Annotated in this window: 23 protein-coding genes; 13 read left to right on the top strand and 10 right to left on the bottom strand. The window is 65.6% G+C overall.

Annotated features, from left to right (window positions below):
* Nucleotides 1-18: 18 nt before the first annotated feature.
* Nucleotides 19-1,278 carry a CobW family GTP-binding protein gene (locus LAQ74_RS15355; RefSeq protein ID WP_224333410.1) on the bottom strand — a complete coding sequence of 420 codons (1,260 nt, stop codon included), beginning with the start codon at nucleotides 1,276-1,278 and terminating at the stop codon, nucleotides 19-21.
* Nucleotides 1,279-1,459: 181 nt separating this feature from the next.
* Between LAQ74_RS15355 and LAQ74_RS15350 the strand changes: the two genes are divergently transcribed.
* The 3 genes from LAQ74_RS15350 to LAQ74_RS15340 all read left to right on the top strand — a co-directional run bounded on the left by LAQ74_RS15350 (nucleotide 1,460) and on the right by LAQ74_RS15340 (nucleotide 4,700).
* On the top strand, nucleotides 1,460-1,756 hold the full coding sequence (locus tag LAQ74_RS15350) for a DUF7990 family protein (protein ID WP_224333408.1): 297 nt from the start codon (nucleotides 1,460-1,462) through the stop codon (nucleotides 1,754-1,756).
* Nucleotides 1,757-1,758: 2 nt separating this feature from the next.
* On the top strand, nucleotides 1,759-2,727 hold the full coding sequence (locus LAQ74_RS15345; protein WP_224333406.1) for an ArsA family ATPase: 969 nt from the start codon (nucleotides 1,759-1,761) through the stop codon (nucleotides 2,725-2,727).
* A gap of 167 nt (nucleotides 2,728-2,894) precedes the next feature.
* The gene (locus LAQ74_RS15340; RefSeq protein ID WP_224333404.1) at nucleotides 2,895-4,700 is read left to right on the top strand and encodes a carbon starvation CstA family protein; all 1,806 of its coding nucleotides are present in this window, start codon (nucleotides 2,895-2,897) and stop codon (nucleotides 4,698-4,700) included.
* Nucleotides 4,701-4,778: 78 nt separating this feature from the next.
* Here LAQ74_RS15340 and LAQ74_RS15335 read toward each other — a convergent pair whose 3' ends face one another.
* Nucleotides 4,779-5,435 carry a DUF8052 family protein gene (locus tag LAQ74_RS15335; RefSeq protein WP_224333403.1) on the bottom strand — a complete coding sequence of 219 codons (657 nt, stop codon included), beginning with the start codon at nucleotides 5,433-5,435 and terminating at the stop codon, nucleotides 4,779-4,781.
* 16 nt (nucleotides 5,436-5,451) lie between these two features.
* The gene (locus tag LAQ74_RS15330) at nucleotides 5,452-5,829 is read right to left on the bottom strand and encodes a cupin domain-containing protein (RefSeq protein ID WP_224333402.1); all 378 of its coding nucleotides are present in this window, start codon (nucleotides 5,827-5,829) and stop codon (nucleotides 5,452-5,454) included.
* A 108-nt stretch (nucleotides 5,830-5,937) separates the two neighbouring features.
* On the opposite strand from LAQ74_RS15330, the gene LAQ74_RS15325 reads away from it, so the two are divergent.
* From LAQ74_RS15325 to LAQ74_RS15295, 7 genes are all read left to right on the top strand, one after another.
* Nucleotides 5,938-6,174 (top strand): DUF8007 family protein, encoded by a 237-nt coding sequence (locus tag LAQ74_RS15325; protein WP_224333401.1) that lies wholly within the window; start codon nucleotides 5,938-5,940, stop codon nucleotides 6,172-6,174.
* A gap of 84 nt (nucleotides 6,175-6,258) precedes the next feature.
* Nucleotides 6,259-6,942, top strand: coding sequence for a DUF5828 family protein (locus LAQ74_RS15320; RefSeq protein WP_224333400.1), 684 nt, complete (start codon nucleotides 6,259-6,261; stop codon nucleotides 6,940-6,942).
* A 79-nt stretch (nucleotides 6,943-7,021) separates the two neighbouring features.
* Nucleotides 7,022-7,267 (top strand): DUF8001 family protein, encoded by a 246-nt coding sequence (locus tag LAQ74_RS15315; RefSeq protein WP_224333399.1) that lies wholly within the window; start codon nucleotides 7,022-7,024, stop codon nucleotides 7,265-7,267.
* Nucleotides 7,268-7,309: 42 nt separating this feature from the next.
* Nucleotides 7,310-7,681 (top strand): helix-turn-helix domain-containing protein, encoded by a 372-nt coding sequence (locus LAQ74_RS15310; protein WP_224333398.1) that lies wholly within the window; start codon nucleotides 7,310-7,312, stop codon nucleotides 7,679-7,681.
* Between the two features lie 141 nt (nucleotides 7,682-7,822).
* Entirely contained in the window at nucleotides 7,823-9,133 is a 1,311-nt protein-coding gene (thrC, locus tag LAQ74_RS15305) for a threonine synthase (RefSeq protein WP_224333397.1), read from the top strand.
* Between the two features lie 91 nt (nucleotides 9,134-9,224).
* A complete protein-coding gene (locus LAQ74_RS15300; protein WP_224333395.1) occupies nucleotides 9,225-9,785 on the top strand; it encodes a hypothetical protein in 561 nt (186 codons plus the stop codon).
* 312 nt (nucleotides 9,786-10,097) lie between these two features.
* Nucleotides 10,098-10,364, top strand: a complete 267-nt coding sequence (locus LAQ74_RS15295) for a med21 domain-containing protein (RefSeq protein ID WP_224333393.1) — start codon at nucleotides 10,098-10,100, stop codon at nucleotides 10,362-10,364.
* Between the two features lie 29 nt (nucleotides 10,365-10,393).
* On the opposite strand, the gene serA is transcribed toward LAQ74_RS15295, so the two are convergent.
* Both serA and LAQ74_RS20395 read right to left on the bottom strand, forming a co-directional pair.
* Nucleotides 10,394-12,013, bottom strand: a complete 1,620-nt coding sequence (gene serA / locus LAQ74_RS15290; RefSeq protein WP_224333391.1) for a phosphoglycerate dehydrogenase — start codon at nucleotides 12,011-12,013, stop codon at nucleotides 10,394-10,396.
* A gap of 98 nt (nucleotides 12,014-12,111) precedes the next feature.
* Entirely contained in the window at nucleotides 12,112-12,237 is a 126-nt protein-coding gene (locus LAQ74_RS20395; protein WP_255647697.1) for a hypothetical protein, read from the bottom strand.
* Between the two features lie 58 nt (nucleotides 12,238-12,295).
* Here LAQ74_RS20395 and serB point away from each other — a divergent pair, with 58 nt between their 5' ends.
* On the top strand, nucleotides 12,296-12,943 hold the full coding sequence (gene serB, locus LAQ74_RS15285; RefSeq protein WP_224333389.1) for a phosphoserine phosphatase SerB: 648 nt from the start codon (nucleotides 12,296-12,298) through the stop codon (nucleotides 12,941-12,943).
* Nucleotides 12,944-12,945: 2 nt separating this feature from the next.
* Here the strand turns inward: serB and LAQ74_RS15280 are convergent, their stop codons facing one another.
* A complete protein-coding gene (locus LAQ74_RS15280; protein WP_224333387.1) occupies nucleotides 12,946-14,253 on the bottom strand; it encodes an O-acetylhomoserine aminocarboxypropyltransferase/cysteine synthase family protein in 1,308 nt (435 codons plus the stop codon).
* Nucleotides 14,254-14,586: 333 nt separating this feature from the next.
* Here LAQ74_RS15280 and LAQ74_RS15275 point away from each other — a divergent pair, with 333 nt between their 5' ends.
* Nucleotides 14,587-15,426 carry an ABC transporter permease gene (locus tag LAQ74_RS15275; RefSeq protein WP_224333385.1) on the top strand — a complete coding sequence of 280 codons (840 nt, stop codon included), beginning with the start codon at nucleotides 14,587-14,589 and terminating at the stop codon, nucleotides 15,424-15,426.
* A 166-nt stretch (nucleotides 15,427-15,592) separates the two neighbouring features.
* Here LAQ74_RS15275 and metX read toward each other — a convergent pair whose 3' ends face one another.
* The 4 genes from metX to LAQ74_RS15255 all read right to left on the bottom strand — a co-directional run bounded on the left by metX (nucleotide 15,593) and on the right by LAQ74_RS15255 (nucleotide 19,925).
* Nucleotides 15,593-16,882, bottom strand: a complete 1,290-nt coding sequence (gene metX, locus LAQ74_RS15270; protein WP_224333384.1) for a homoserine O-acetyltransferase MetX — start codon at nucleotides 16,880-16,882, stop codon at nucleotides 15,593-15,595.
* The gene (locus LAQ74_RS15265) at nucleotides 16,879-18,171 is read right to left on the bottom strand and encodes an O-acetylhomoserine aminocarboxypropyltransferase/cysteine synthase family protein (RefSeq protein WP_224333383.1); all 1,293 of its coding nucleotides are present in this window, start codon (nucleotides 18,169-18,171) and stop codon (nucleotides 16,879-16,881) included. The genes metX and LAQ74_RS15265 overlap by 4 nt, the downstream gene beginning before the upstream one ends.
* A gap of 86 nt (nucleotides 18,172-18,257) precedes the next feature.
* Nucleotides 18,258-18,653: a hypothetical protein gene (locus LAQ74_RS15260; RefSeq protein ID WP_224333382.1), complete on the bottom strand. Its 396-nt coding sequence runs from the start codon at nucleotides 18,651-18,653 to the stop codon at nucleotides 18,258-18,260.
* Nucleotides 18,654-18,725: 72 nt separating this feature from the next.
* Entirely contained in the window at nucleotides 18,726-19,925 is a 1,200-nt protein-coding gene (locus LAQ74_RS15255; RefSeq protein ID WP_224333381.1) for a pyridoxal-phosphate-dependent aminotransferase family protein, read from the bottom strand.
* A 166-nt stretch (nucleotides 19,926-20,091) separates the two neighbouring features.
* Here LAQ74_RS15255 and ligA point away from each other — a divergent pair, with 166 nt between their 5' ends.
* Nucleotides 20,092-22,212: an NAD-dependent DNA ligase LigA gene (ligA, locus tag LAQ74_RS15250; protein ID WP_224333380.1), complete on the top strand. Its 2,121-nt coding sequence runs from the start codon at nucleotides 20,092-20,094 to the stop codon at nucleotides 22,210-22,212.
* Nucleotides 22,213-22,251: the final 39 nt, after the last annotated feature.

Genomic DNA, 22,251 nt, shown 5'->3' with positions numbered 1-22,251 from the left:
GCGTCGGGTGACAGCGACTCAGGGTTCGGTGACGACGAGTTCCTCGCCCTGCCTCGGGAACGGGTTCTCGAACGTCTCCCACACCTCGTCCATCTCTTCGTCGGTGAGCAGACAGTCGTCGAGTTGTCTCGCCACCGCGTCCTCGTCGAGGTCGGTGCCGATGACGACGAACGCGGTGCGCCGGTCGCCCCACTCGTCGTCCCACTCCAACTCCCTGTGGTTCGACCGATAGAGTTCCTGGTCGAGTTCCGGCAGACTCGCTATCCACCGGCCGACCGCCTCGGCGCGCACCGACGCCCCCGCCTGGCCGACGACGATGGGCGATTCCCGCCCGGCGACCCAGCAGGTTCCCTTCGAGCGGACGACGTTCGACGGGAGGTCCGAGAGCAGCGCCGCGAACCGCTCGGGGTGGAAGGGACGGCGTCGGCGGTAGGTGAACGACGAGACGCCGTACACCTCGTCGGGGTGGCGATGGTTGTGGACATCGCGACCGTGGCTTTCGTGGTCGTCGCGACCGTGGCTTTCGTGACCGTCGTGGTGCTCTCCTTCGCGATGCTCGCCGTCCTCGTCGAGCGCCCGTTTCCACCCCGCCATCTCGGCGGCCGTCGCGGGGTCGTACAGGTTGCGGCCGAACAGGCGGTCGGGGTCGACCGCCGACTCCGTTGTCCGGAGAATCTCGGCGTCCGGGCGGAGCGCGCGCACCATCTCCTCGACAGCGGCCATCTCCGCCTCGGAGACGAGGTCGGCTTTGTTCAACAGTACGACGTTGGCGAACTCCACCTGTTCGACGAGGAGGTCCGAGAGGGGGCGGCTATCGTCCTCGTCGGTACCGCGGCGCTCGGCGACGCCGCTTCCCCCGAAGGCGTCGTAGAACAGCCGAGAGTCGAGCACCGTCACGAGCGAGTCCACCTCGTACAGCGCCGCCGCACGCGACCCGGTGGTGAACAGGCGCGCGACCGGTTCTGGTTCGCTGATGCCCGAGGACTCGACGACGAGCGCGTCGAAGTCGCGGTTGCGCGCGAGTCGGGTGACCGCCGTTTCGAGGTCGTCCTGCAGTTCACAGCAGATACAGCCGTTGGAGAGTTCGGCGACGCCGTCGCCGACCGAGAGGTCGGAGTTCGCGCTCACCAGTTCCGCGTCGACGTTGAGGTCGCCCATGTCGTTGACGAGGACGGCGATGTTCCGGTCTCCGGCGTTACGCAGCAGGTGGTTGAGCAACGTCGTCTTCCCGGCACCGAGGCTCCCGCTGAGGATAGTGACGGGAATCGTCTGCGTCATGTGGGTACACTCACCGTCCAACGACCATGAAGCTACGGCGTGCGGCGGAGCGTGCCGGTATGCGTCGACGTCGGTCGACGTGCGCGAGCGGCCGTCGCGCTCGTCGGCGACTTACTCCGGGTCCCGGAAACGGAGGATGTGAGCGACATCCTTTTGGCCGCTCCGCGAAGGACGTGAACGTATGACACTTGCAGAGCGCATCGCGGCCTTTCGCGACATCGCCGAGGAGTGGCTCCGGGGGCTCTATCACGGCCTCATAAACCATCCGGCGTACGAGAAAATCGAGAACGAGGCCGAGGACATCGAGGATGCGTTCATGCTCGCCTGCTTCCCCGACGCCTTCGGCATCCCGTCGCCGGTGTCCTACTACACCGCCGAACTGCTCCCCTACCTCGAAGACGAGTTCGAGGCGTGGGAGCGGCGGATGTGGGACCGGGGGTCGCTGCTCGAACGCAAGGGTTCGCAGTACCACTTCTGACGATGCGGAAGTTCGTCTTCTTCGGCGGCAAGGGAGGGGTAGGAAAGACGACGGTGTCGAGCGCGTACGCCTACAAGTGCGCGAACGCGGGGCTTCGGACGCTCGTCGTCTCGACGGACCCCGCGCACTCGACGTCGGACGTGTTCGACCAGCAGTTCGACGACTCGCCGAAACCGGTCGACGGTATCGAGAACCTCGACGCGATGGAACTCGACCCCGAGGAGGAGGTGAGTCGCCACCTCCAGGGCATCAAGCGGTCGCTGTCGAGTCAGGTGAGTCCGGCGATGGTCAACGAGATAGACCGGCAGGTCGAGATGGCCCACCAGACGCCCGGCGCGTACGAGGCGGCGCTGTTCGACCGGTTCGTCGACGTGATGCGCGAGTCCGACGAGTACGACCGCGTCGTCTTCGACACCTCGCCGACCGGCGGGACACTTCGGCTCTTATCGCTGCCGGAGTTTCTGGAGGGATGGGCCGAGCGACTGCTCGCCAAGCGAAAACAGAGCGTCCGCCTGTTCGAGCGCGCGGCCATCGGCGGGAGAGAGCCCCGACGGATGCGCGAGGGCGACCCCGTCATCGCGCAGTTGGAGGAGCGGCGCGACCGGTTCGCGCTCGCGGGGGAACTGCTCCGCGAGGAGGCGGCGTTCTTTCTCGTCGTCAACCCCGACGAACTGTCGATTCGCGAGACCAAACGGGCAATCAGCTCGCTCGACGACGCGACGCTCGACGTCCGTGGACTCGTCGTCAACAAACTCACGCCGGAACCCGACGACGACGAGAACGGCCGGGGCGCGCGCTTCCTGCGCGAGAGGGTCCGGACCGAGCGCGAGCGCCTGAATACGTTGCGCGAGGAGTTCGACAAACCGGTCGTCGCCGAAATCGTGACGCGCATCGCGGAGGTGAAAGGCGACCTGCTGGTCGAGGTGGCCGCCGAGATCGACGTCGAGGTACGTCCAGAACCTGTTGAATGACCGGAGAGTCAGTAAATATTAAGGGAAATTTCAGACATCCGTACTGACTGGTTGTGGACTCAACGAGAGAAAACACGGAATACAACGTCTGTCGCGTACGGTAACATGCGTAATGGAAGCTAATGTTTATATGTGGGATACACACATCCATGATGTGGTAGCGTAACATGGTGCAAATCATCTGGCTGGTGGCGACGGTGCTCGTACTGTTCAGCGTGGGGTACTTCGGCTACTCGCGGTATCTCGCGCGCTTCGTCGAACTCGACGACGCGAACACGACACCGGCGCACAAGTACGACGACGGACAGGAGTACGTTCCGGCGAAGAAGCCGGTACTCCTCGGGCATCACTATTCGAGCATCGCGGGCGGCGCACCCATCGTCGGCCCCATCACGGCGGGCGTGGTGTGGGGCTGGGTGCCCGCGCTTCTGTGGATCGCCATCGGTAACCCGCTGATGGGGGCGACCCACGACTTCGTCTCGCTGTCGGCGAGTCTCCGACACGAGGGGAAGTCCATCGGCTACATCGTCGGCGAGTACGTCGGCCAGCGGGGCAAGAACATGCTGCTGTGGTTCGCGTTCCTCACCATCGTCCTCGTCGTCGCCGTGTTCGCGCTCGTCGTGGCGATCGTGTTCAACGCGTACCCACAGGCAGCGACGGCGAGCCTGATCTACATCGGGCTCGCGGTGCTGTTCGGCGTCTACCTGTACCAGTTGAACCTCCCGTTCCTGGCAGGTACCGCGGCGTTCGTCGTCGCGATGTTCGTCGGCGTCTACGTCGGCATCCTCTACCCCATCGCGCTGCTGCCGGGCGAGGGGTACCCTGCGGGCACCATCGTCCTGCTCTCGATGGAGGGGTCGTGGCTCCCGGCCGCGGAGGCGTTCGGCGCGAACTCCGCCGCATGGATTCCGGTCATCCTCGTCTACGGCGCGATCGCCAGCGCGCTCCCGGTGTGGGTGCTCCTGCAACCGCGCGACTACCTCTCGTCGTTCCTGCTGTACACCGGCGTCGGCGGCGCGTTGCTCGCCATCATCGTCGGCACGTTCTTCGGCGCGAGCGAGCCGCTCGTGACGAACCTCGAACCGTACTACGGATTCATCGGCCGCGGCGGCCTGCCGCTGTTCCCGCTGCTTTTCATCACGATCGCCTGCGGGACCATCAGCGGCTTCCACTCGCTCGTCTCCTCGGGGACGACCTCGAAGCAACTGAACAAGGAGTCCGACGCCCGCCTCATCGGCTACGGCGGGATGCTCGGTGAAGGACTGTTGGCGGTCGTCGCGCTGTCGGCGGTCGCACTCGTCTCGCCCGACGTGGGCGGCGGTATCGGTCTCGCACTTCCGACGTTCGCGACGGGTGGCGGCATCATGCTCACGAGCTTCGGCATCCCGACGAGTTTCGGCGGGCCGTTCATGGCGCTCGTGCTCGTGAGCTTCCTGCTCACCTCGACCGACACCGCCGTCCGTCTCGGCCGGTACATGATGGAGGAGATTATCGACACGCCCGAAACGTCGGCCCAGTCGTTCGCGGCCGACCGGTACGGGAACGCGCTCGTCCAGACGCTCCCCGCCTACATCCTCATCGCGAGCGGGTCGTGGGAGACGCTGTGGGCGCTGTTCGGCGGCGCGAACCAGTTGCTCGCCGCGCTGGCGCTCTTGACGGGGACGGTCTGGCTGGCGAACTGGAGCGACTCCAAACAGCTCGTGAGCACCGGCGGCCCGATGGTGCTCATGGTCACCATCACGGTGATCGGCCTGTCGTGGATCGCGTTCCACGACAACCTCTACATGAAGTTCCTCGACTCGGAGTGGCTGGCCGCCGCGAGTCTGTTCGAGATTCTCGCCGGTGTGGCCCAAATCGTCATCGCGCTCACCCTCATCTACCTGGCGCTATCGCTGGTGAAGTTGGGGTACGAGAACATCCAGAAGGTCCGCGGGGACCCGAGCACCGGCGAGTTCACGCCCGGCGACGACTGAACGCGACCGGTCTTTTTCCGTTTTTATCGCGGCAGCCAGCGACGCATCGGACTCCGACGCGAAAAGGCGGACGTCGCGTCAGCGGAGTCGACCGAGCAGTCGGGCGAACAGCCCCCCACGCTGGGTCGGGTCCACATCACTCCAGAGCGCGAACGCGCGGGCAACGTCGGCGTTCTGGCTGGCGACGATGTCCTCGTCGTCGGGTGCGACGACGGCGAGATTCACCTCGTAGTGGCCGTAGTAGCCGTACTTGAGGAGATTTCGACTCTGGTGGTCGGCGACGAACTCGCGCACGTCGTCGGGAATCGCGGACAAGACGAGCACGAAGGTGAAATCGGTACCGTAGTGTTCCTCGTCGGCGACGAGCCACTGCGGGTCGTCGGCGAGTTCGTGCGCCAGCGAGACGAGCGCCTCCACGTCGGTGACGGTGACGGAGGGGCGACGCTGCGCGAACAGATACTCCTCGGAGGCGTGGTTCGCGTAGTTGAGCGACTGGTGAAAGAAGTGCTTCTGACTCTCGACCCGCATCGTCCCGAAGAGGTCGAATGTCCGCCCGCGGACGGTCCGGTCCTTCTCGAGGTCGTAGTTGAACATGATGCGGTCGCTCACCCGGTCGAGATACTCGTCCTCCCAGTCGGGGACGTCCGGGTAGAGGGGTTCATCCGAGTCGTCGGCTTCGACGGCGTCGACGGCGTCGCTCCCGCCGTCGGCGCGGCCGTCCGGTCGGTCGCTCACGACTGCCTCCGTCGGCTCATGGTTCCGGTTCGTAGGCGCTGGCGTCGCCGCTGACGTTCGGCGCGCCGACGGCGAGCACGTCGACGGGCGCGTCGGCGTCCTCGGGGTTGTACGCGCGCTGGGGGTCGCCCGGCGAGACGGCGAACAGACAGCCCTCCCCGACCTCGAACGTCTCGTCGGGCGTCTCGACGAACAGCGTCCCCGAGAGGACGAAGAACGCCTCCTCCTGCTTCTCGTGAGAGTGGTACACCAGCGGAATCTGCTCGCCCGGGTCGGCCCGGAACCGGTTTATCGCCATCTGCTCCAGTTCGGCGGCGTCGGTGAGCCGTCTGAGCTCACAGGGGCGGTCGGGCGTCGGGTCGACCGCGTCCGAGTCCACGAGACGGTAACTCATATCGGAGACAGACAGTACGACGACAAAAACGCGTCGGGAGCGGTGAGCGCGCCCCGCCGGGAGAAGCTTTAATCGTTTCGTGGCCCAACGGCTGTGATAGAGACACCCATGGGTGGCAAAACCGAAGCGTGCGGTCGGTGTTCGATGACGTCCGTCGTCTCGATGACGACCGAGGGAGAAGAGGGGGAGCAACGGGAGGACCGAGAGGCACGAACGCCGTTCTCCGGCGCGCGAATCGAGTTAGACGACTACGAACTCCGTCGCGTCTCGCCGTCGGCGTGGTTCGAGGGGACGCGGCGTCGCCTCGACGAATTCGCGACGAGACTCGCGTACGGAAAACGGTGAGGTCGAACGGAGCGCTTGACCCGTGTGAGCGGTACTCACCGGGAGACGCTTATTAGGGTCCGGCGCCGTACACACTGGCAGGCGATGGAAGAAAGCATATCCGGGTTCAAGCTTCACGGGTCATGGGGTGAAGTCGTCGAACACGGCGAACGAATCACCCGCGCCCTCCACGATATCGGCGTCTCCGGCGAGGCGTTCGACGAGTGGGACGAGTGGCGGCCGAAATCCCACGAACGGCTCGGCGAGGACGTGAATCAGAAGACGGCAGAACAGGCGAGCGTCGGCGAGGGTGAAGGCGAGAAGGCCGGGAAGAATCCGGACGACGACCTCCGCACGGCGGGCGAGAAACTGTCCGAATCGTACGAAAAAGCCGAACAGGGCGACAACGAGGGTGCGATGGAACGCTGGCAGGACTCCATCGGCTACGTCGCGCGGGCGGCGGACTCGGCGAGCAGGAAGGCGGTCCGCGCCGTCGAGAGCACCGTCTACCAGAAGGTGATGACCCAACTCGCGCCGTACTACTTCGACAACGAACTCGTCAGCGCGAACATCCAGAAGACGACGCGAGGCGAGGAGGTGCGGTTCATCTTCGAGGTGAACGTCAACGATGACGAGTTGAAAGAGCAGGTATCCGAGCGCCTCGGGGAGTACGAGGATAGTATCGACCGCTGGCACGTCGACACCGAAAAGGAGACCGAGAACGTAGAGGCCGTCGAGGGCGTCGAACCGCCGAAACCGAAGGAGACGACGCGGTCGACGACGAACTAGTGCGGGTCTCGTCCCGTACTGAATCGGTGGCGGCCGAAACCGGAAACAGTCATAGCGATAGCGTGCGAGGCATCGGACGATGGGAGAACCGCTCCGGGCGGAGGCGGGAGAACTGAGTGCAGAGGAGATTCTGACCGCGTTGCGCGAGGGCCGACGCGTCGTCGTCACCACGCAGATGCTGGGCAACGACCACGACGTGACGCTCCGGCACGACGGCGCGACGTACTACTGCGACACGCCGACGACGCTGCACAAACACGAGGAGGAGTCGGAGATGCGCGCCTGCATCGAGAAGATGGGATACGGCCGCAGGGACGCGAACTGACAGTAACGCAGGCCTTTAATCGGCGACCGACATACATCGGTTATGACCGACACACCCGAGATGGAAGACCTCGTCCGAACCGACGACCCCGGGTTCGGGCAGGTTCTCGCGTGCGTCTTCGGGATTCAGGAACACGAGAGCCGAACGTATCTCGTCTTGTTGGAGTATCCGGGAAGCACCGTCGCCGAACTCGCCGAGGAACTCGACCGAGACCGTAGCAACGTCAACCGCTCGCTCATGACGCTGTTGGAGAAGGGACTCGCCGAGCGACAGCGCCGACTGCTCGACCCCGGCGGCTACGTCTACCAGTACACCGCGACACCGCTCCCTGAGGCGAAGACGATGCTACACGACGCGCTCGACGAGTGGGTCGAACTCGTCCACGAGCGCATCGACGAGTTCGGCGAACAGTAAGCGGACGACCGGCCTTAGCAAGCGGACGGCCAACCCCAGCGAATCGACCGCACAGGAGCGGCGCGACGGGTGCGACCGTCCGTTCGGCAGCATTCCCCCAAACCTGCGCACTTTTCCCTCCCCAGCGTTGACGCCCTAGCAATGAGTCTGAAGCTCTCCGACGGGTCGCAGACGGCCCCGGAAGTCGCCGACGAGGGAATCTGGCTGGAGTGCATCGAGTGCGGCGAGACGTTCGCGCCGTTCGAGACGGTTCGGTACACCTGCGACGACTGCGACGGCCTGCTCGAAGTCCGCTACGACGACCTGCCGACGTGGGACGAGTTCGAGAGCGACGAGCGCGGCGTCTGGCGCTACAGCGCCGCGCTCCCGTTCGAGGAGGGCGTGAGTCTCCCCGAGGGCGACACGCCGCTGCACGAAGTACCTCGGTTAGAGGAGTCGGTCGGCGTCCACCGCCTCCGCATCAAACACGAGGGGATGAACCCGACCGGGAGCTTCAAAGACAGGGGGATGACCGTCGGCGTCCGCGTCGCGAAGGAGTTAGGTGTCGACCGTCTCGCCTGCGCCTCAACCGGAAACACGAGCGCCGCCCTCGCCGCCTACGGTGCCCGCGCCGGACTGGAGACGCTCGTGCTGTTGCCCGAAGGCAAGGTCGCCGCCGGGAAGATTGCACAGGCGAGTCTCCACGGAGCGCGGATTCTGGAGGTCGACGGCAACTTCGATAGCTGTCTCGACATCGTCCAGAACCTCGCCGCACGCGGGGAAGCCTACCTCCTGAACTCGCTGAACCCCTTCCGGCTAGAGGGCCAGAAGACCATCGGTCTCGAAATCCTCGAACGGTTTTACGCCGAGGAGGGCCGGTATCCCGACAGAATCGTCCTCCCAGTCGGCAACGCGGGCAACACCGCCGCGCTGTACAAGGCGTTCCGCGAACTCGTCGCCAGCGGGGCGCTGCACCCGCGCGACGTGCCGAAACTCACCGGCGTGCAAGCCGAGGGTGCCGCGCCGATGGTCGAAGCCATCGAGAACGACGCCGACGAAGTCCGACGGTGGGACGAAGTGGAGACCAAGGCGACTGCGATTCGCATCGGCAACCCGGTTAACGCGCCGAAGGCGCTCCCGGGCATCCGCGAGACGGGCGGCACCGCGGTCTCGGTCTCCGACGCGGCCATCACGTCCGCACAGCGCGCACTCGCACGGGAGGGTATCGGCGTCGAACCGGCCTCCGCGGCTTCGGTCGCCGGCCTGCAGAAACTCCGCAACGAGGGCATCGTCGACGCCGACGAGGACGTCGTCTGTCTCACGACGGGACATCTGCTGAAGGACCCCGACGCCGCCTTCGAGGCGGGCGACGACCCCGAACCCGTCCCCAACGACACCGACGCCGTGCTCCGCCACCTCGAAGGTGACAGCGGCGGGATCATGTCTAAGGTGAAGAATAAATTCGGGCGCTGAATCACAAACGAAAGTGAGTTTCGCCCGGCTCGGAGAGAGTGTGACGGGGGTCTGACGCAGGTTTTTGCGACTGCGTCGGCTAGAAGTGCCCATGCCGCTGTCCGGCTTTCCCACGGGCACCATCAGCGAACCGAACGACCGAACGTACCCCGCCAGCGACCCCCAGCGTGAGTCGTCTCCCGAGAGTCGAACCGAGGCGGACGAGTCGGCCGATCGCTCCCAACGACCGACGAGTTCGCGTTCCCGACCGACAGATTCGCCGTCGGCGAGTTCGACGCCGGTTGTCGTTTCGCGGTCGTCGGCCGCGGTCGAACCATCGACCGCGTCACAGTCGTCTCGTGCGCCGCTCCAGCGTCTCGGCGCGGTCGAAGAACGGATTCGACGACTGGAGACGGAACTGGAGGAACTCAGAACCGAGCGCGAAGCAGTCGTCGTCGAGCGACGCGAGGAGCCGTCGAACCGACACCGCGGAGCGACCGCCGACCGGACGGTGCGGAAACCGAGCACCCGGAACCCACGGGGCGGACGGAAACGCGGCCGGAAGAACCTCCTCCGAGACGACAACAGCAGTGGGAACCTCCTTCCGAAACGGAGTGAACGACTCCTCCCGAAACGAAACGAGAATCTACTCCGGAAGTTGTTCTGGCCCTGAGGTCCGGCGGACGGTTCGTCCGCCGACGCTCCAACGAATCGAAGACTCTCGGAATACTGAGCGTGTGTGACAGTAGTCTGACGCAGACTTTTGGTACTGTATGACACACTTGGAGTTGTGTCGCTCTCCGACCTCCCGACTGGAACAGTCAGCGAACCGACCTCCCGAACGTATCCCGTAGGCCTCCCGCGCGGATCGAAACGCGTACCGAGACCCGACGGTGGGTCCGCTCGCGGAAACTCGTCGCGCGCATCGCGAAGCGACGACGGCGAACCGGATAGTCGACTGCCGCGGGACTCGTCGGCACGAGACGTGTCGGCGGACTCGGCGCACTCGACGCAGTGGACGGCGGCACGACCCGGTAGCGCGGACGAGTCGTCCGCCGAGTCCCAGCGGCATCCGGAAGCGTTGGAGGCGCGAATCCGCCAACTGGAGGCGGAACTCGAACACGTCGAGGCCGAACGGCAGGCTATCATCGACCACTACGAGGGGCTGCTGGCCGAGGAGCGCAGTCGCACCGACAGCACCTCGGTTCATCGGCAGAACGAACACCCGCTCCGGCGACTGCTCGGCCTCTGACTGCTCGGCCGTGACGGCGAGGCGGCTAATTACTCGGCCGCGACGTCGAGGCGGCGCGTCTCCGCGTCGCCGTTGAGGACGATGGTGCGGACGTCGGTGATTCGGTCGTCGGCCAACAGCGCCTCGGCGGCCTCCTCGGGGACCGCCGAATCGAGGTTGTAGACGGTGAGCGCCTCGCCGCCGCGGGTCTCGCGGGCGTTGAACATCCCCGCGATATTCACGTCGTGGTCGCCGAGGACCGTGCCGATGAGGCCGATGACGCCCGGTTTGTCGTAGTTGCGCGCAACGAGCATGTGGCCGTGCGGGACGGCGTCGACGCGGTAGCCGTCGATGCGGACGATACGCGGTTCCTCGCCCGCAAAGAGCGTCCCGCTGACGGAGAGCGTCTCCTCGCCGTCGCCGACGGTGACGGTGACGAGGCTCTGGAAGTCCTCGCTCTGTCTGCTCTTGCTCTCGGTGACGTCGATGCCGCGCTCCTCGGCGAGGTGGGGGGCGTTGACCGCGTTGACCTGCCACTCCAGCGGTTCGAAGACGCCCTTGAGGCCGCTCGCGGTGACGAGTTCGACGTTTTCGGCCGCGATGTCGCCGTCGTACGCCACCTCGATCTCGGAGATGCGTTCGCCGAACACCTGCGCCGCGATTTTGCCGGCCGTCTCCGCGAGGCCGATGTACGGTTTGATTCGCGGGAACGCCTTCTCGTCAACGGAGGGGGCGTTGAGCGCGTTGAGGACGGGTTCCTCGTCGAACGCCGCGAGCACCTGTTCGGCGGTGTCGACGGCGACGCTCTCCTGTGCCGCTTCAGTCGATGCGCCGAGGTGCGGCGTAACGATGACGTCGTCGGCGTCGACGAGCGGCGAGTCCGCCGCGAGCGGTTCCTCCTCGAACACGTCGAGCGCCGCGCCGGCGACGGTGCCCTCCTCGACGGCCGCCGCGAGGGCGTCCTCGTCGATGATGCCGCCGCGGGCGCAGTTGACGACGTAGCCGTGGCCGAACGTCTCCAGTTCCGCTTCGCCGATCATCCCGCGCGTCTCGGGCAGCAGCGGCGTGTGGATGGTGAGAAAGTCCGCGCGAGCGAGGCAGGCGTCGAGTTCGTCGACGAGGTCCGCGCCGAACTGGTCGGCACGCTCCTCGGAGATGTAGGGGTCGTAGACGACGAGGTCCATCCCGAGGTTTCCGAGGCGTTTGGCGACCTCCTGGCCGACGCGGCCGAAGCCGACGATTCCCAACGTTTTACCGTTGACCTCGGTGCCGAGGTAGTCGCTCTTGGCCCACTCGCCGGCCTTCAGGCGGACGTGCGCCTGCGGAATCGAGCGTGCGGCGGCGAACGCCATGGCGACGGTGTGTTCGGCGGCGGCACGGACGTTCCCTTCGGGCGCGTTGGCGACGATGACGCCGTGGTCGGTGGCGGCGTCGATGTCGATGTTATCGACGCCGATGCCGGCGCGGCCGACGATGACGAGGTCGGGTGCAGCCTCGAACAGTTCTCGATTGACGTCGGTTCCGGAGCGGACGACGAGCGCGTTGGCATCGGCGACGGCGACGAGCAGGTCGTCGTCCGCGACGTCGTAGGCGGTTTCGACTTCGTGGCCCGCCTCGCGGAGTCGTTCGAGGCCGGCGTCGGCTATCGGGTCGGTGACGAGCACCTTCATGGCTCTACGCTTCTTCGGATACTGGTTAAGGGTTTCTTCACAGGCATGCTTGGCGAGGGGTGGTTCGGGTCGTGTGTTATACACCTATGTGGTTATTTCTACGTGTCGAACCGCGCGAAGGATTCGGCGACGTGCATCGCGTCGGTGCTGACCGGCGTCTGCCGGTCGGCGTGGTTCGTCGACGAACGCGGACGTAAATTCGACTGCGGTCGATCAACTGTCACCAGGAGAGCCGTGCCTGTTTCGGGTAGTTTCAAACCCACGGCGTTCCTCTCACCCGCCATGAAACTCGTCGCGTTCGATTTCGACGGAACGCTCTCGGACTCGGAGATGACGGTACTTCTCGGAAAGCAGAAAGGGGTCGCCGACCAGATGGCCGACATCACCGAACGAGCGATGAACGACGAGATCAGCTACGCAGAGAGCCTCTACGACCGCGCGGCGCTGCTCGAAGGCCTCGAGGAAGAGCGCGCCCAAGAGGCGTACGACGAGGTGAAACTCCGACCCGGCGCGGCGAAACTCGTCCGACGACTCAACGATTACGGCCACCACACCGCTATCCTCACCGGCGGGTTCGAGCGCGGCGTCGAATCTGCACTCGAAGCGGAGGGGGTCGAGGTCGATCAGATTGTCGCCAACCGTCTCCCCGTGAAGGGCGGGCGACTGACCGGCGAGGCCGAGGGGCCGCTCATCGAGGGGACGAAAGACCGCGAACTCGAACGGCTCGCCGACGAACTCGACGTTGAGATGGGCCAGACAGTCGCAGTCGGCGACGGCGCGAACGACCTGCCGATGCTCGAAGTCGCCGGCTTCTCGGTCGGCTTCATGCCGAAGGAGGCGGTCCGGCCCGCCTGCGACACCGTCGTCGCGTCGATGTACCGACTGGGGAAAGTGTTCGAGGGGCGGAATATGCTGCGGTCGGAGGAGTGAGTTCAGTTTGTCGCCGCCTCGATGGCCTGCTCTAAGTCCGCGAGGATGTCCTCGGGGTCCTCGATTCCCACGGAGAGCCGAACCATGTCGTCGGTGACGCCCGCCGCCTCCTGCTCCTCCTCGGTGAGCTGCTGGTGGGTCGTGCTCGCGGGGTGGATGACGAGCGTCTTCGCGTCGCCGACGTTCGCCAGGAGCGAGGCGAGTTCGACGTTCTCGACCGTCGCGCGCGCCGCCTCGTAACCCGCCGAGAGCCCGAACGTAATCATGCCGCCGTAGCCGCCGTCCAGATACTCGGTCGCCTCCGCGTGCGTCTCGTGCGAGTCGAGTCCGGGGTAGTTCACCCACTCGACGGCCGCGTGGTCGGCGAGGTACTCGGCGACGATCTGGGCGTTCTCGCAGTGGCGGTCCATCCTGAGGGGAAGCGTCTCCAGTTTTTCGAGCGTCTGCCAGGCGTCGAACGGCGACTGCTGGTTACCGAGATCGCGCAGGCCGCGCGCGATGGCGGCGTAGGTGAACGCCGCGTCGCCGAACCGCTCGGCGAAGTTGACGCCGTGGTACGCCGGGTTCTCCGTGGCGATTTCGGGATAGTCGTCGGCGTACTCCGTCCACGGGAACGACCCGCCGTCGACCAGCGCGCCGCCGACGGTCGTCCCCGCGCCGGTTATCCACTTGGTCGTCGACTCCCAGACGAGGTCCGCACCGTGTTCGAGCGGACGGCAGAGCGCTGGTGTGGCAAAGGTGTTATCGACGAACAGCGGCGCGCCGTGTTCGTGGGCGATGTCGGCGACGCGCTCGATGTCGGGCGTGACGAGCGCCGGGTTGCCGATGGTTTCGAGGTGGACGTACGCGGTGTCGTCGTCGATGGCCTCCGCATAACCGTCGTAGTCGAGCGCGTCGACGAATCGCGTCGAGATGCCGCGGCGCTCGACGGTGTGGGTGAGGTAAGTGTACGTCCCGCCGTACAGCGCCGACGACGAGACGACGTTGTCGCCCGATTCGGCCAAGAGGAACGTCGCGAGGTCGAACGACGCCATCCCCGACGAGGTGGCGACCGCGCCGACACCGCCTTCGAGCGACGCAAGCCGTTCCTGGAGCATCGCGTTCGTCGGGTTCATCAGCCGCGAGTAGATGTGGCCCGGTTTCTCCAGGGCGAACTGCGCGGCGGCGTCGTCGGCGTCGTCGAAGACGTAGGAGGTCGTCTGGTACAGCGGCGGTGCGCGCGCGCCGGTCGCCGGGTCGGGGTCCTGTCCCGCGTGGAGACTGCGCGTTCGGAAGCCTGGTGTTTCGGTACTCTCGTTGTCGTCGGTCATGCGCGAAGCGTTGGCAGTCGACAGGGGTAAAACGAGGTGGCTGAGACAGGAACTGCCAAGAACTGTGACGTGGTGCGATGGGCGTGTCGGTTCTCTCGAAAGCCTCGATTAGTAATCGGTTGGTGAGACGGTACTGAAGTTACCCGGCGCGCGCTCAAACGAGTAGTGGGCCTACTGTGTGAGCTCTTTCAGCCAGCGGATGCGGTGCCGGCTTCGAGATCGGTCGAACCAGTTCACACAGAGGCGGCGTTGAGCGAGAACGACCGATGAGACGCGCAACGGGGACAGCGGATTCTCAACGTTTATTAACAACTCTGGACAATTATTCGACAAATGTCCCTTGCTGCGGTCGTCAGAAAAGACGTCCACGACTCCCTCCGGTCGGGATTATTCATCGCTACCACGCTGTTGTTCGTCCTCGTCGCCGGGTTCTGGGCGGTAATTCAGCACGTCCCTCCGATGTATTCCAACAGCGACGTCCCGACCAGCACGCTGGCACTACTCAATAGCATGGGCCAGCCGATGGCATTCTTCGTCCCGCTGCTGGGGTTGGGCATCTCCTACGACGCCATCGCCCGCGAGCGCGACAGCGGGAGCATCAAACTCGCGCTTGGCCTGCCGAACTCGCGACGTGATTTCGTTCTCGGGAAGTTCATCGGCCGATGCGCCGTTTTGTCTGTCGCCATCCTCAGTGGCTATTCGGTCGTTGCCGTCATCGCACTCTCAACCTACGAGTCGTTCGCGGCCGTCAAGTTCGTCCTCTACTCCGTGCTGACGGTCTTCTACGGTGCGGTCTACGTCGCAATCGGCATCGGGTTCTCGTCGGTGATGCGGTCTCAGTATGCGGCGTTTTTCGGTGCGGCGGGCCTCTACGTCTTCTTTCAGTTAGGATGGGATGTCGTAACGGCAGTTCTGCAGACGATCACCGTCGGATACGTTCCCCCAGAGTCCGGTGCTCCCCCCTGGCTGATTGTCGTCCACGCGCTCAACCCAACGGCGGCAGTCGGCTACGCAACGCGGGCGATAATTCCCGCGTTCGACGAGATAATGTCGTATCCGGTATCGGCCTCGTTCTACCCCCCGAAGTGGGCCGGGTTCGCCATTCTCGCGGCCTGGCTCGTCCTCTCACTCGGATACGGTTATCATCGATTCCAATCAACGGACATACTGTAAACTACGTGTTGTATTCCACCCTCCTTGAGCTACACTCTCGTCTTCTAAATCGATAGGATCTCGTGCCCGATTCGCGCCGCATATTCGGCACGTAGTTCCTGTCAACATTCGAGTGATTCGGCAGCGTCACAACGTTGAGTCGACAGCAGTCGCGAGACCGACCGCCTCACCGCGAGAACAGACTGGAGTGAACCGGCGCGAACTCGGTGTCGGTGCCGCCGTCGCTCTCCGTCGGGGCTGTATCGGTGATCGCGCGGCCCTCGACGCCGTCTTCGAGAAAGTCCGCGACGGGTGGGCCGACGTTCTCGGGTTCGACGAGGAACGCGTCGTGGCCGTGGTCGGAGTCGACGACGTGGTGGGCGACCGGAACTTGAGAGGCGCGAAACGCTTCCGCGAGCGACTCGGACTGCTCGGTCGTGAAGTGCCAGTCGGCCGTAAACGAAAGCAGCAGGGCTTCGCCCGCGAACGCCGCCAGCGCGTCGGCGTCCGAGTCGTACCCCTCCTGGAGGTCGAAGTCGTCCATCGCCCGCGTCAGGTACAGGTAGGAGTTCGCGTCGAAGCGGTCGACGAAGTTGTCGGCGTTGTAGTCGAGGTACGACTCCACGTCGCGGTACGGGAAGAACGACGCCGCCGGGTCCGAGGGGAACGTCTCGCGGTGGGCATCGCGGCCGGCCGACCGTCGTCCGAACTTTTGTGCCATCGACGACTTCGAGAGGTACATCACGTGGCCCAACTGCCGCGCGAGCGCCAGGCCGTTCTCGGGTTCCGATTTCCCGTAGTAGTCGCCGCCGTTCCAGTTCGGGTCGGTCGTGATGGCGCGGCGGGCGACGGCATCGAGCGCCAAGCACTGGGGATCGAGGCGGGCGGCGGCGGCGACGACGACGATGCGAGTCGCGTCGTCGGGGTAGCGCCGCGCCCAGTCGAGGACGTTCATCCCGCCGACGCTGCCGCCGACGACCGCATGCAGGCGGCCGACGCCGAGGGCATCGAGGAGGCGGCGCTGCGCGCGCGTCCAGTCGCCGACGGTCACGGGAGGAAAGTCGGTTCCCCACGGGTCGCCGTCGGGACCCTGGCTCGACGGGCCGGAACTGCCGTAACACGACCCGGGAACGTTCGCGCAGACGACGTAGTACCCTGAGGTGTCGATGGCCTTGCCGGGTCCCACGACGTCGTTCCACCACGCGCGGGCCTGGCCCGCAGTCTGCGCGCCGCCGTCGGAGTCGGTGTCCTCGTCTTCGTCGCTGTCGCCGTCGACACCGGCGTCGTCGCGCGACCACGCCGACCGGTCCACGTCGGCGACGTGCTGGCTGCCGGTGAGCGCGTGGCAGACGAGGACGGCGTTGTCGCCGGTGAACTCGCCGTACGCCTCGTAGGCGATCTGGAGGTCGCCGATGGCCTCCCCGCACTCGAACTCGAACTCGCCCAGCGAGAGGGTGCCGCGGTCGACTGTCGTCATGTTCCTCCGCTCGCGCGCGTCGCTCGGTCGATGCCGCGCTCGACGTCGGCCAGAATGTCCTCGGGGTCCTCGATACCGACCGAGAAGCGGAGCATGTCGGGGCGGACGCCCGCCGCGCGCTGTTCGTCTTCGCTCAACTGGGCGTGCGTCGTCGAGGCGGGGTGGATGACGAGCGTCTTCGCGTCGCCGATGTTCGCGAGGAAGGAGGCGAGTTCCGTCTCCTCGCAGAACGTCTTACTCGCCCCGTAGCCGCCTTCCAGCCCGAAGGTGACCATCCCGCCGAAGTCCGACAGATACCGAGTAGCGGTGTCGTGCGTCGGATGGTCGTCTAGACCGGGATGGGTTACCCACGCCACGTCGTCGTGGTCGTCGAGGTACTCGGCGACGATGCGGGCGTTCTCGCAGTGACGGTCCATTCGCAAGGGGAGAGTTTCGAGGCCCTGCAAGGTCTGCCACGCGTCGAACGGCGACTGCTGGTTGCCGAGCGAGCGGACGGCACGCTGGCGGGCGGCCGTCGCAAACGCCCGGTCGCCGAAGCGCTCCGAGAAGTCGACGCCGAACGCCGGGTTCTCGCCCGCGAGTTCCGGGTATTTCGCCTCGTAGTCGGCCCACGGGAACGAGCCGCCGTCGACGAGGATGCCGCCGACAGTCGTGCCGGAGCCGTGGAGCCACTTCGTCGTCGACTCCCAGACGATGTCCGCGCCGTGTTCGAGCGGGCGACAGAGCGCAGGTGTGGCAAAGGTGTTGTCCACGAACAGCGGCGCGCCGTTGTCGTGTGCAATTTCGGCCACGCGCTCGAAGTCAGGCGTCACGAGCGACGGGTTGGCGATGGTCTCGACGTGGACGTATGCGGTGTCGCCGTCGATGGCATCGGCGTAGGCGTCGTAGTCGAGTGTCTCGACGGTTCGCGTCTCGATTCCTCGTCTGCTGGCCATCTTCGAGAGGTAGGCGCTCGTGCCGCCGTAGGCGTCGGCGCTGGCGACGACGTTGTCGCCCGCGGAGGCGAGAATACTCGTCGCGCTGTCGAACGCCGCCATCCCCGAGGCCGTTGCGACGGCACCAGTCCCGCCTTCGAGGTCGGCGAGGCGGTTTTCGAGGATTCTGACGGTAGGGTTGGAGATGCGCGAATACACGTCGCCCTCGGCGTCCAAGGCGTACAAGTCGGCCGCGTAGTCGGCGTCGTCGAAGACGTACGACGTGGTCTGGTAGATGGGCGGCGCTCGCGCGCCTGTCACAGGGTCCGGCGCGTGCCCGGCGTGGAGGCTCCGGGTTCTGAAGCCGCGAGTCATGTACGAGAAGCATATTCTCTGAGAAGGATATAACCGTCAGTTACGGCAAATGCTGCAGGGTGTCGTCCGAACCCACCGCGAAGCAGTCAGTACTCGCTCCGGCGTTTCTTGGCCTCGGAGAGCGCAACGGCGACGTAGAGGATACCGAATCCGCGGACGGCGGTGACGAGCCCGTCTCTCCACTCGACCGCTTCCGGGTGTTCGTACGTGAGCGCGGCGCTGAAGTCGAGCGACCGCTTCGGGAACAGCAGCGCGACGACACCCGTCGCTCCGAGGGCGTTCGTCTGCCACGCGTACGCGCTTCCGCCGAGGAGACTGGTCGCTACGAACAGCAGCCCCTCCGTACGGATGGCGGGATGGAACGACGCTTTGGCGACGCAGTCATCGGGGTTGTCGAGTGCGAGGCGTTCGTAAATCTCGCGGACGCGCTCTGGAAACAGCGCCAAGGTCAGCCCGAGAAGGCCGATTATCGCTCTCTGCATACTAGAACGGACGACCTGAGAGGTGATAACCGAGCGTTGCAAGGCGAACGGGAAGAACGGAAGCGGTGCCGTTCAGTCGTCCGACGGGGCCGCAGCCGGCGTCTCCAACTGCTCCTCGGCTGTCTCCAGTCCCGCCTCGATATCCACGTCGACACCGACTTCCTCCATCGCCTCACCCACGGTTCGGATGCCGCGGAGAATCTGCTCGGAGGTGAGATGGCCCATGTTGCTCACGCGGAAGATCTGACCACCGAGGTGGCCCTGCCCGCCGGAGATGCTAACGTTGCGGTCCTTGACGGCGTCGAAGAAGGCGCTCGACTCGTCGCCGCGAATCTCCTCGGGCAGCGAGATGGCGGTGAGCGTGTTCGAGAACTCGGTCGGGCCGTCGGCGTTCGGGAACGATTCGAGTCCCATCGCGCGGAAGCCTTCGCGGAACGCGGCGGACTGCCTGCGGTGCCGCGCGATGCGGTTCTCCATCCCTTCGCTCTCGATATCTTCGACGGCGACGGCGAGCGCGCGGAACAGCGGGACGGCGCTCGTGAAGGGCGTCTGGTGGCTTTCGGCTTTGCGGAGGTGCCAGTCGAGGTCCTCGTAAAAGGGCGCGGACTCGCCGTCGAACGCCTCGACTGCTCGCTCTCGGACGTACATTGCGCTGATGCCCGGCGGCGCAGCCAGCGCCTTTTGTGCATCTGTAATGGCGACGTCGACGTTCCACTCGTCGAGTCGAATCTCGTCGCCGCCGATGCTCGTCACGCCGTCCATCACGAACAGCGCGTCGTGGTCGGCGGCGATTTCGCCAACCTCCTTCGCGGGGTTGAGGAGACCGGTGCTGGTCTCGTTGTGGACCATCGTCACCACGTCGGTGTCGTCGGTGACGGCCTCTTCGACTGCTTCGACGGAGATGGAGTCGCCCCAGTCGGCTTCGACGCGGGTCACCGAGGCGTAGCGGTCGGCGATGCGGGCGAAGCGGCGACCGAACTTCCCGTTGACGAGCGAGACGACTTCGTCCCCCTCGCCGATGAGGTTCGCGACGGCCGCTTCCATCCCCATCGTCGCGGTACCGTTGAGGATGAGCGACGTCCCGTCATCGGCGGTCGATTCGCCGGAGAGCGTCGACTGTGTGAAGACGTAGTCGAGTCCGTCCTGTGCGCGCTCGTAGACCGCCTCGAACTCGGCCGAGCGGTGCGAGACCATCGGTTCGGCCATCGACTCCAGTACTTCGTCAGTGACCGGGACTGGCCCGGGATTCAGCAGGAGGAACTCCTCGTCCATACGCCGCCGTTCTTCGTCCGTCGGGATAAGCCTCGCGGGATTCGCAAACGTCGCCGACGACGCGAACGCCCCCGTGCGACGCGTTCGACCCCGATGGCGACCCGCGGTGACGACGACCCGTCGACAACCCGGACTGCTTTATCACGTCGCGAACGAACGTCCGACGATGAGCGACGAGGCGTCGAATCCGTATCTCCGAGACCCGCCGACAGAGTTCGACCCCGTCGAGGAACTCTCCGAGGAGCGGGCAGCGACGCAGGCCGAACAGCTGCGCGAGGCCATCCGCGAACACGATTACCGCTACTACGTCGAGAACGATCCGGTCATCGCCGATCGGACGTACGACGCGCTGTTCGCGCGGCTGCAAGAACTGGAAGACGAGTTCGGCCTGCAGACCGAGGACAGTCCGACGCGGCGCGTCGGCGGCGAACCGATGGACGAGTTACAGACGGTCGAACACGTCGCACCGATGCTCTCTATCGACCAGAGCGTCGAGGCCGACGACGTGCGCGCGTGGGCCGACCGCGTCCACTCGGAGGTCGGCGAGAGCGAGTTCGTCTGTGAACCGAAGTTCGACGGGCTCTCGCTGGAAGTGATCTACGAGGATGGAACGTACGAGCGCGCCGCCACGCGAGGCAACGGCCGCGAGGGCGACGACGTGACCGAACAGGTCCGCAGAATCCGCTCGATTCCGACGCGCCTCCGCGGTGACTTCCCCGAATTCCTCGCGGTCCGCGGCGAGGTGTTCATGCCCCGCGACGCGTTCCAGGAGCACAACAGAGAGCGCGTCGAACGCGGCAAGGACCCCTTCGCCAACCCCCGCAACGCCGCCGCCGGGACGCTTCGCCAACTCGACCCGAACGTCGTCGCCGAGCGCCCGCTGGACTGCTTCTTCTACGACGTCCTCGCGGCCCGATGGGACGCGAGCGGCTCGGAGAACGCGGACGCGTCCTCCGGTGTTCTGGATGCCTCTGTCGGCTTCGAGACGAACGCCGACGAGTACGAGGCGTTCGACGAGTACGGTCTCAAGACCAACGAGCGCATCGAGGTCGTCGACGACATCGAAGGTGCCATCGACTACCGCGACCGGACGATGGAGGCGCGTGAGGGGCTGAACTACGAGATCGACGGCGTCGTCATCAAGGTAAACGACCGCGAGAACTGCGAGGAACTCGGCGCGACCGCCCGGTCGATTCGCTGGGCGTTCGCCTACAAGTTCCCCGCACGGACCGAGGTGACGACAGTGCAGAGCATCGTCGTCCAGGTCGGTCGAACGGGCCGGCTGACGCCCGTCGCCCTACTCGACCCCGTCGACGTCGGCGGCGTCACCGTCTCACGCGCCACGCTGCACAACGCCGACGAGATAGCCGAACTCGGCGTCGCCGTCGGTGACAAAGTCCGCATCAAGCGCGCTGGCGACGTGATTCCCTACGTCGAGGAGGTCGTCGACAACGGCGGGGACGGCCACTTCGAGTTCCCCGAGCAGTGCCCAGTCTGCGGCAGCGCCGTCGAACGCGACGGCCCCATCGCCTACTGCACCGGCGGACTGGCGTGCGACGCCCAGCTCGAACGCGCCATCGAACACTACGCGAGTCGTGACGCCCTCGACATCGAGGGACTCGGCGGCGAGCGCGTCGAGCAACTGCTCGACTCGGGACTCGTCGAGAGTCTGCCCGGCCTCTACGGCCTCACCCGCGAGGAACTGGCCGAACTCGACGGCTGGGGCGAGACGAGCGCCGACAACCTCGTCACCGAACTCCAAGCCGCGAAGTCGCCGACGCTGCCCGAGTTTTTGACCGCTATCGGCATCCCCGACGTAGGGCTGACGACGGCGCGCGAACTCGCCCGCGAGTTCGGCACGCTCGACGCCGTAATGGACGCCGACGCCGAGGAGTTGGAACGAGTCGACGGCGTCGGCCCGATCGTCGCCGGGAAAGTCCGCGAGTTCTTCGAGAGCGAAGAGAACCGCGAGACCATCGCGGCGCTACGCGAGCGCGGCGTCGAACCCGAGGAGTTCGAGACGGAGAACGGCGGTGACGAGCTCGACGGACTGACGTTCGTGTTCACGGGTGCGATGTCGGTGACGCGCGACGAGGCCGAAGCGCTCGTCCAATCGCACGGCGCGAACGCGACGGGCAGCGTCTCGGGCAACACCGACTACCTCGTCGTCGGCGACAGCCCAGGCCAGTCGAAACTCGACGACGCCGACGCGGACGACGTACCGGTGCTGGGGGAAGACGAGTTCGCGGAGCTACTGGGTGAGCACGGGATCGAGTACGGGACATAGCGCGGACGAGGCCAGGAAATAGATATATTAATCATGACG

The sequence above is a fragment of the Haloprofundus halobius genome (assembly GCF_020097835.1).
Taxonomy (GTDB): Archaea; Halobacteriota; Halobacteria; order Halobacteriales; family Haloferacaceae; genus Haloprofundus; species Haloprofundus halobius.
The sequence above is the reverse complement of the archived record's forward strand: the minus strand, read 5'-3'. Positions and strand labels throughout refer to the sequence as shown.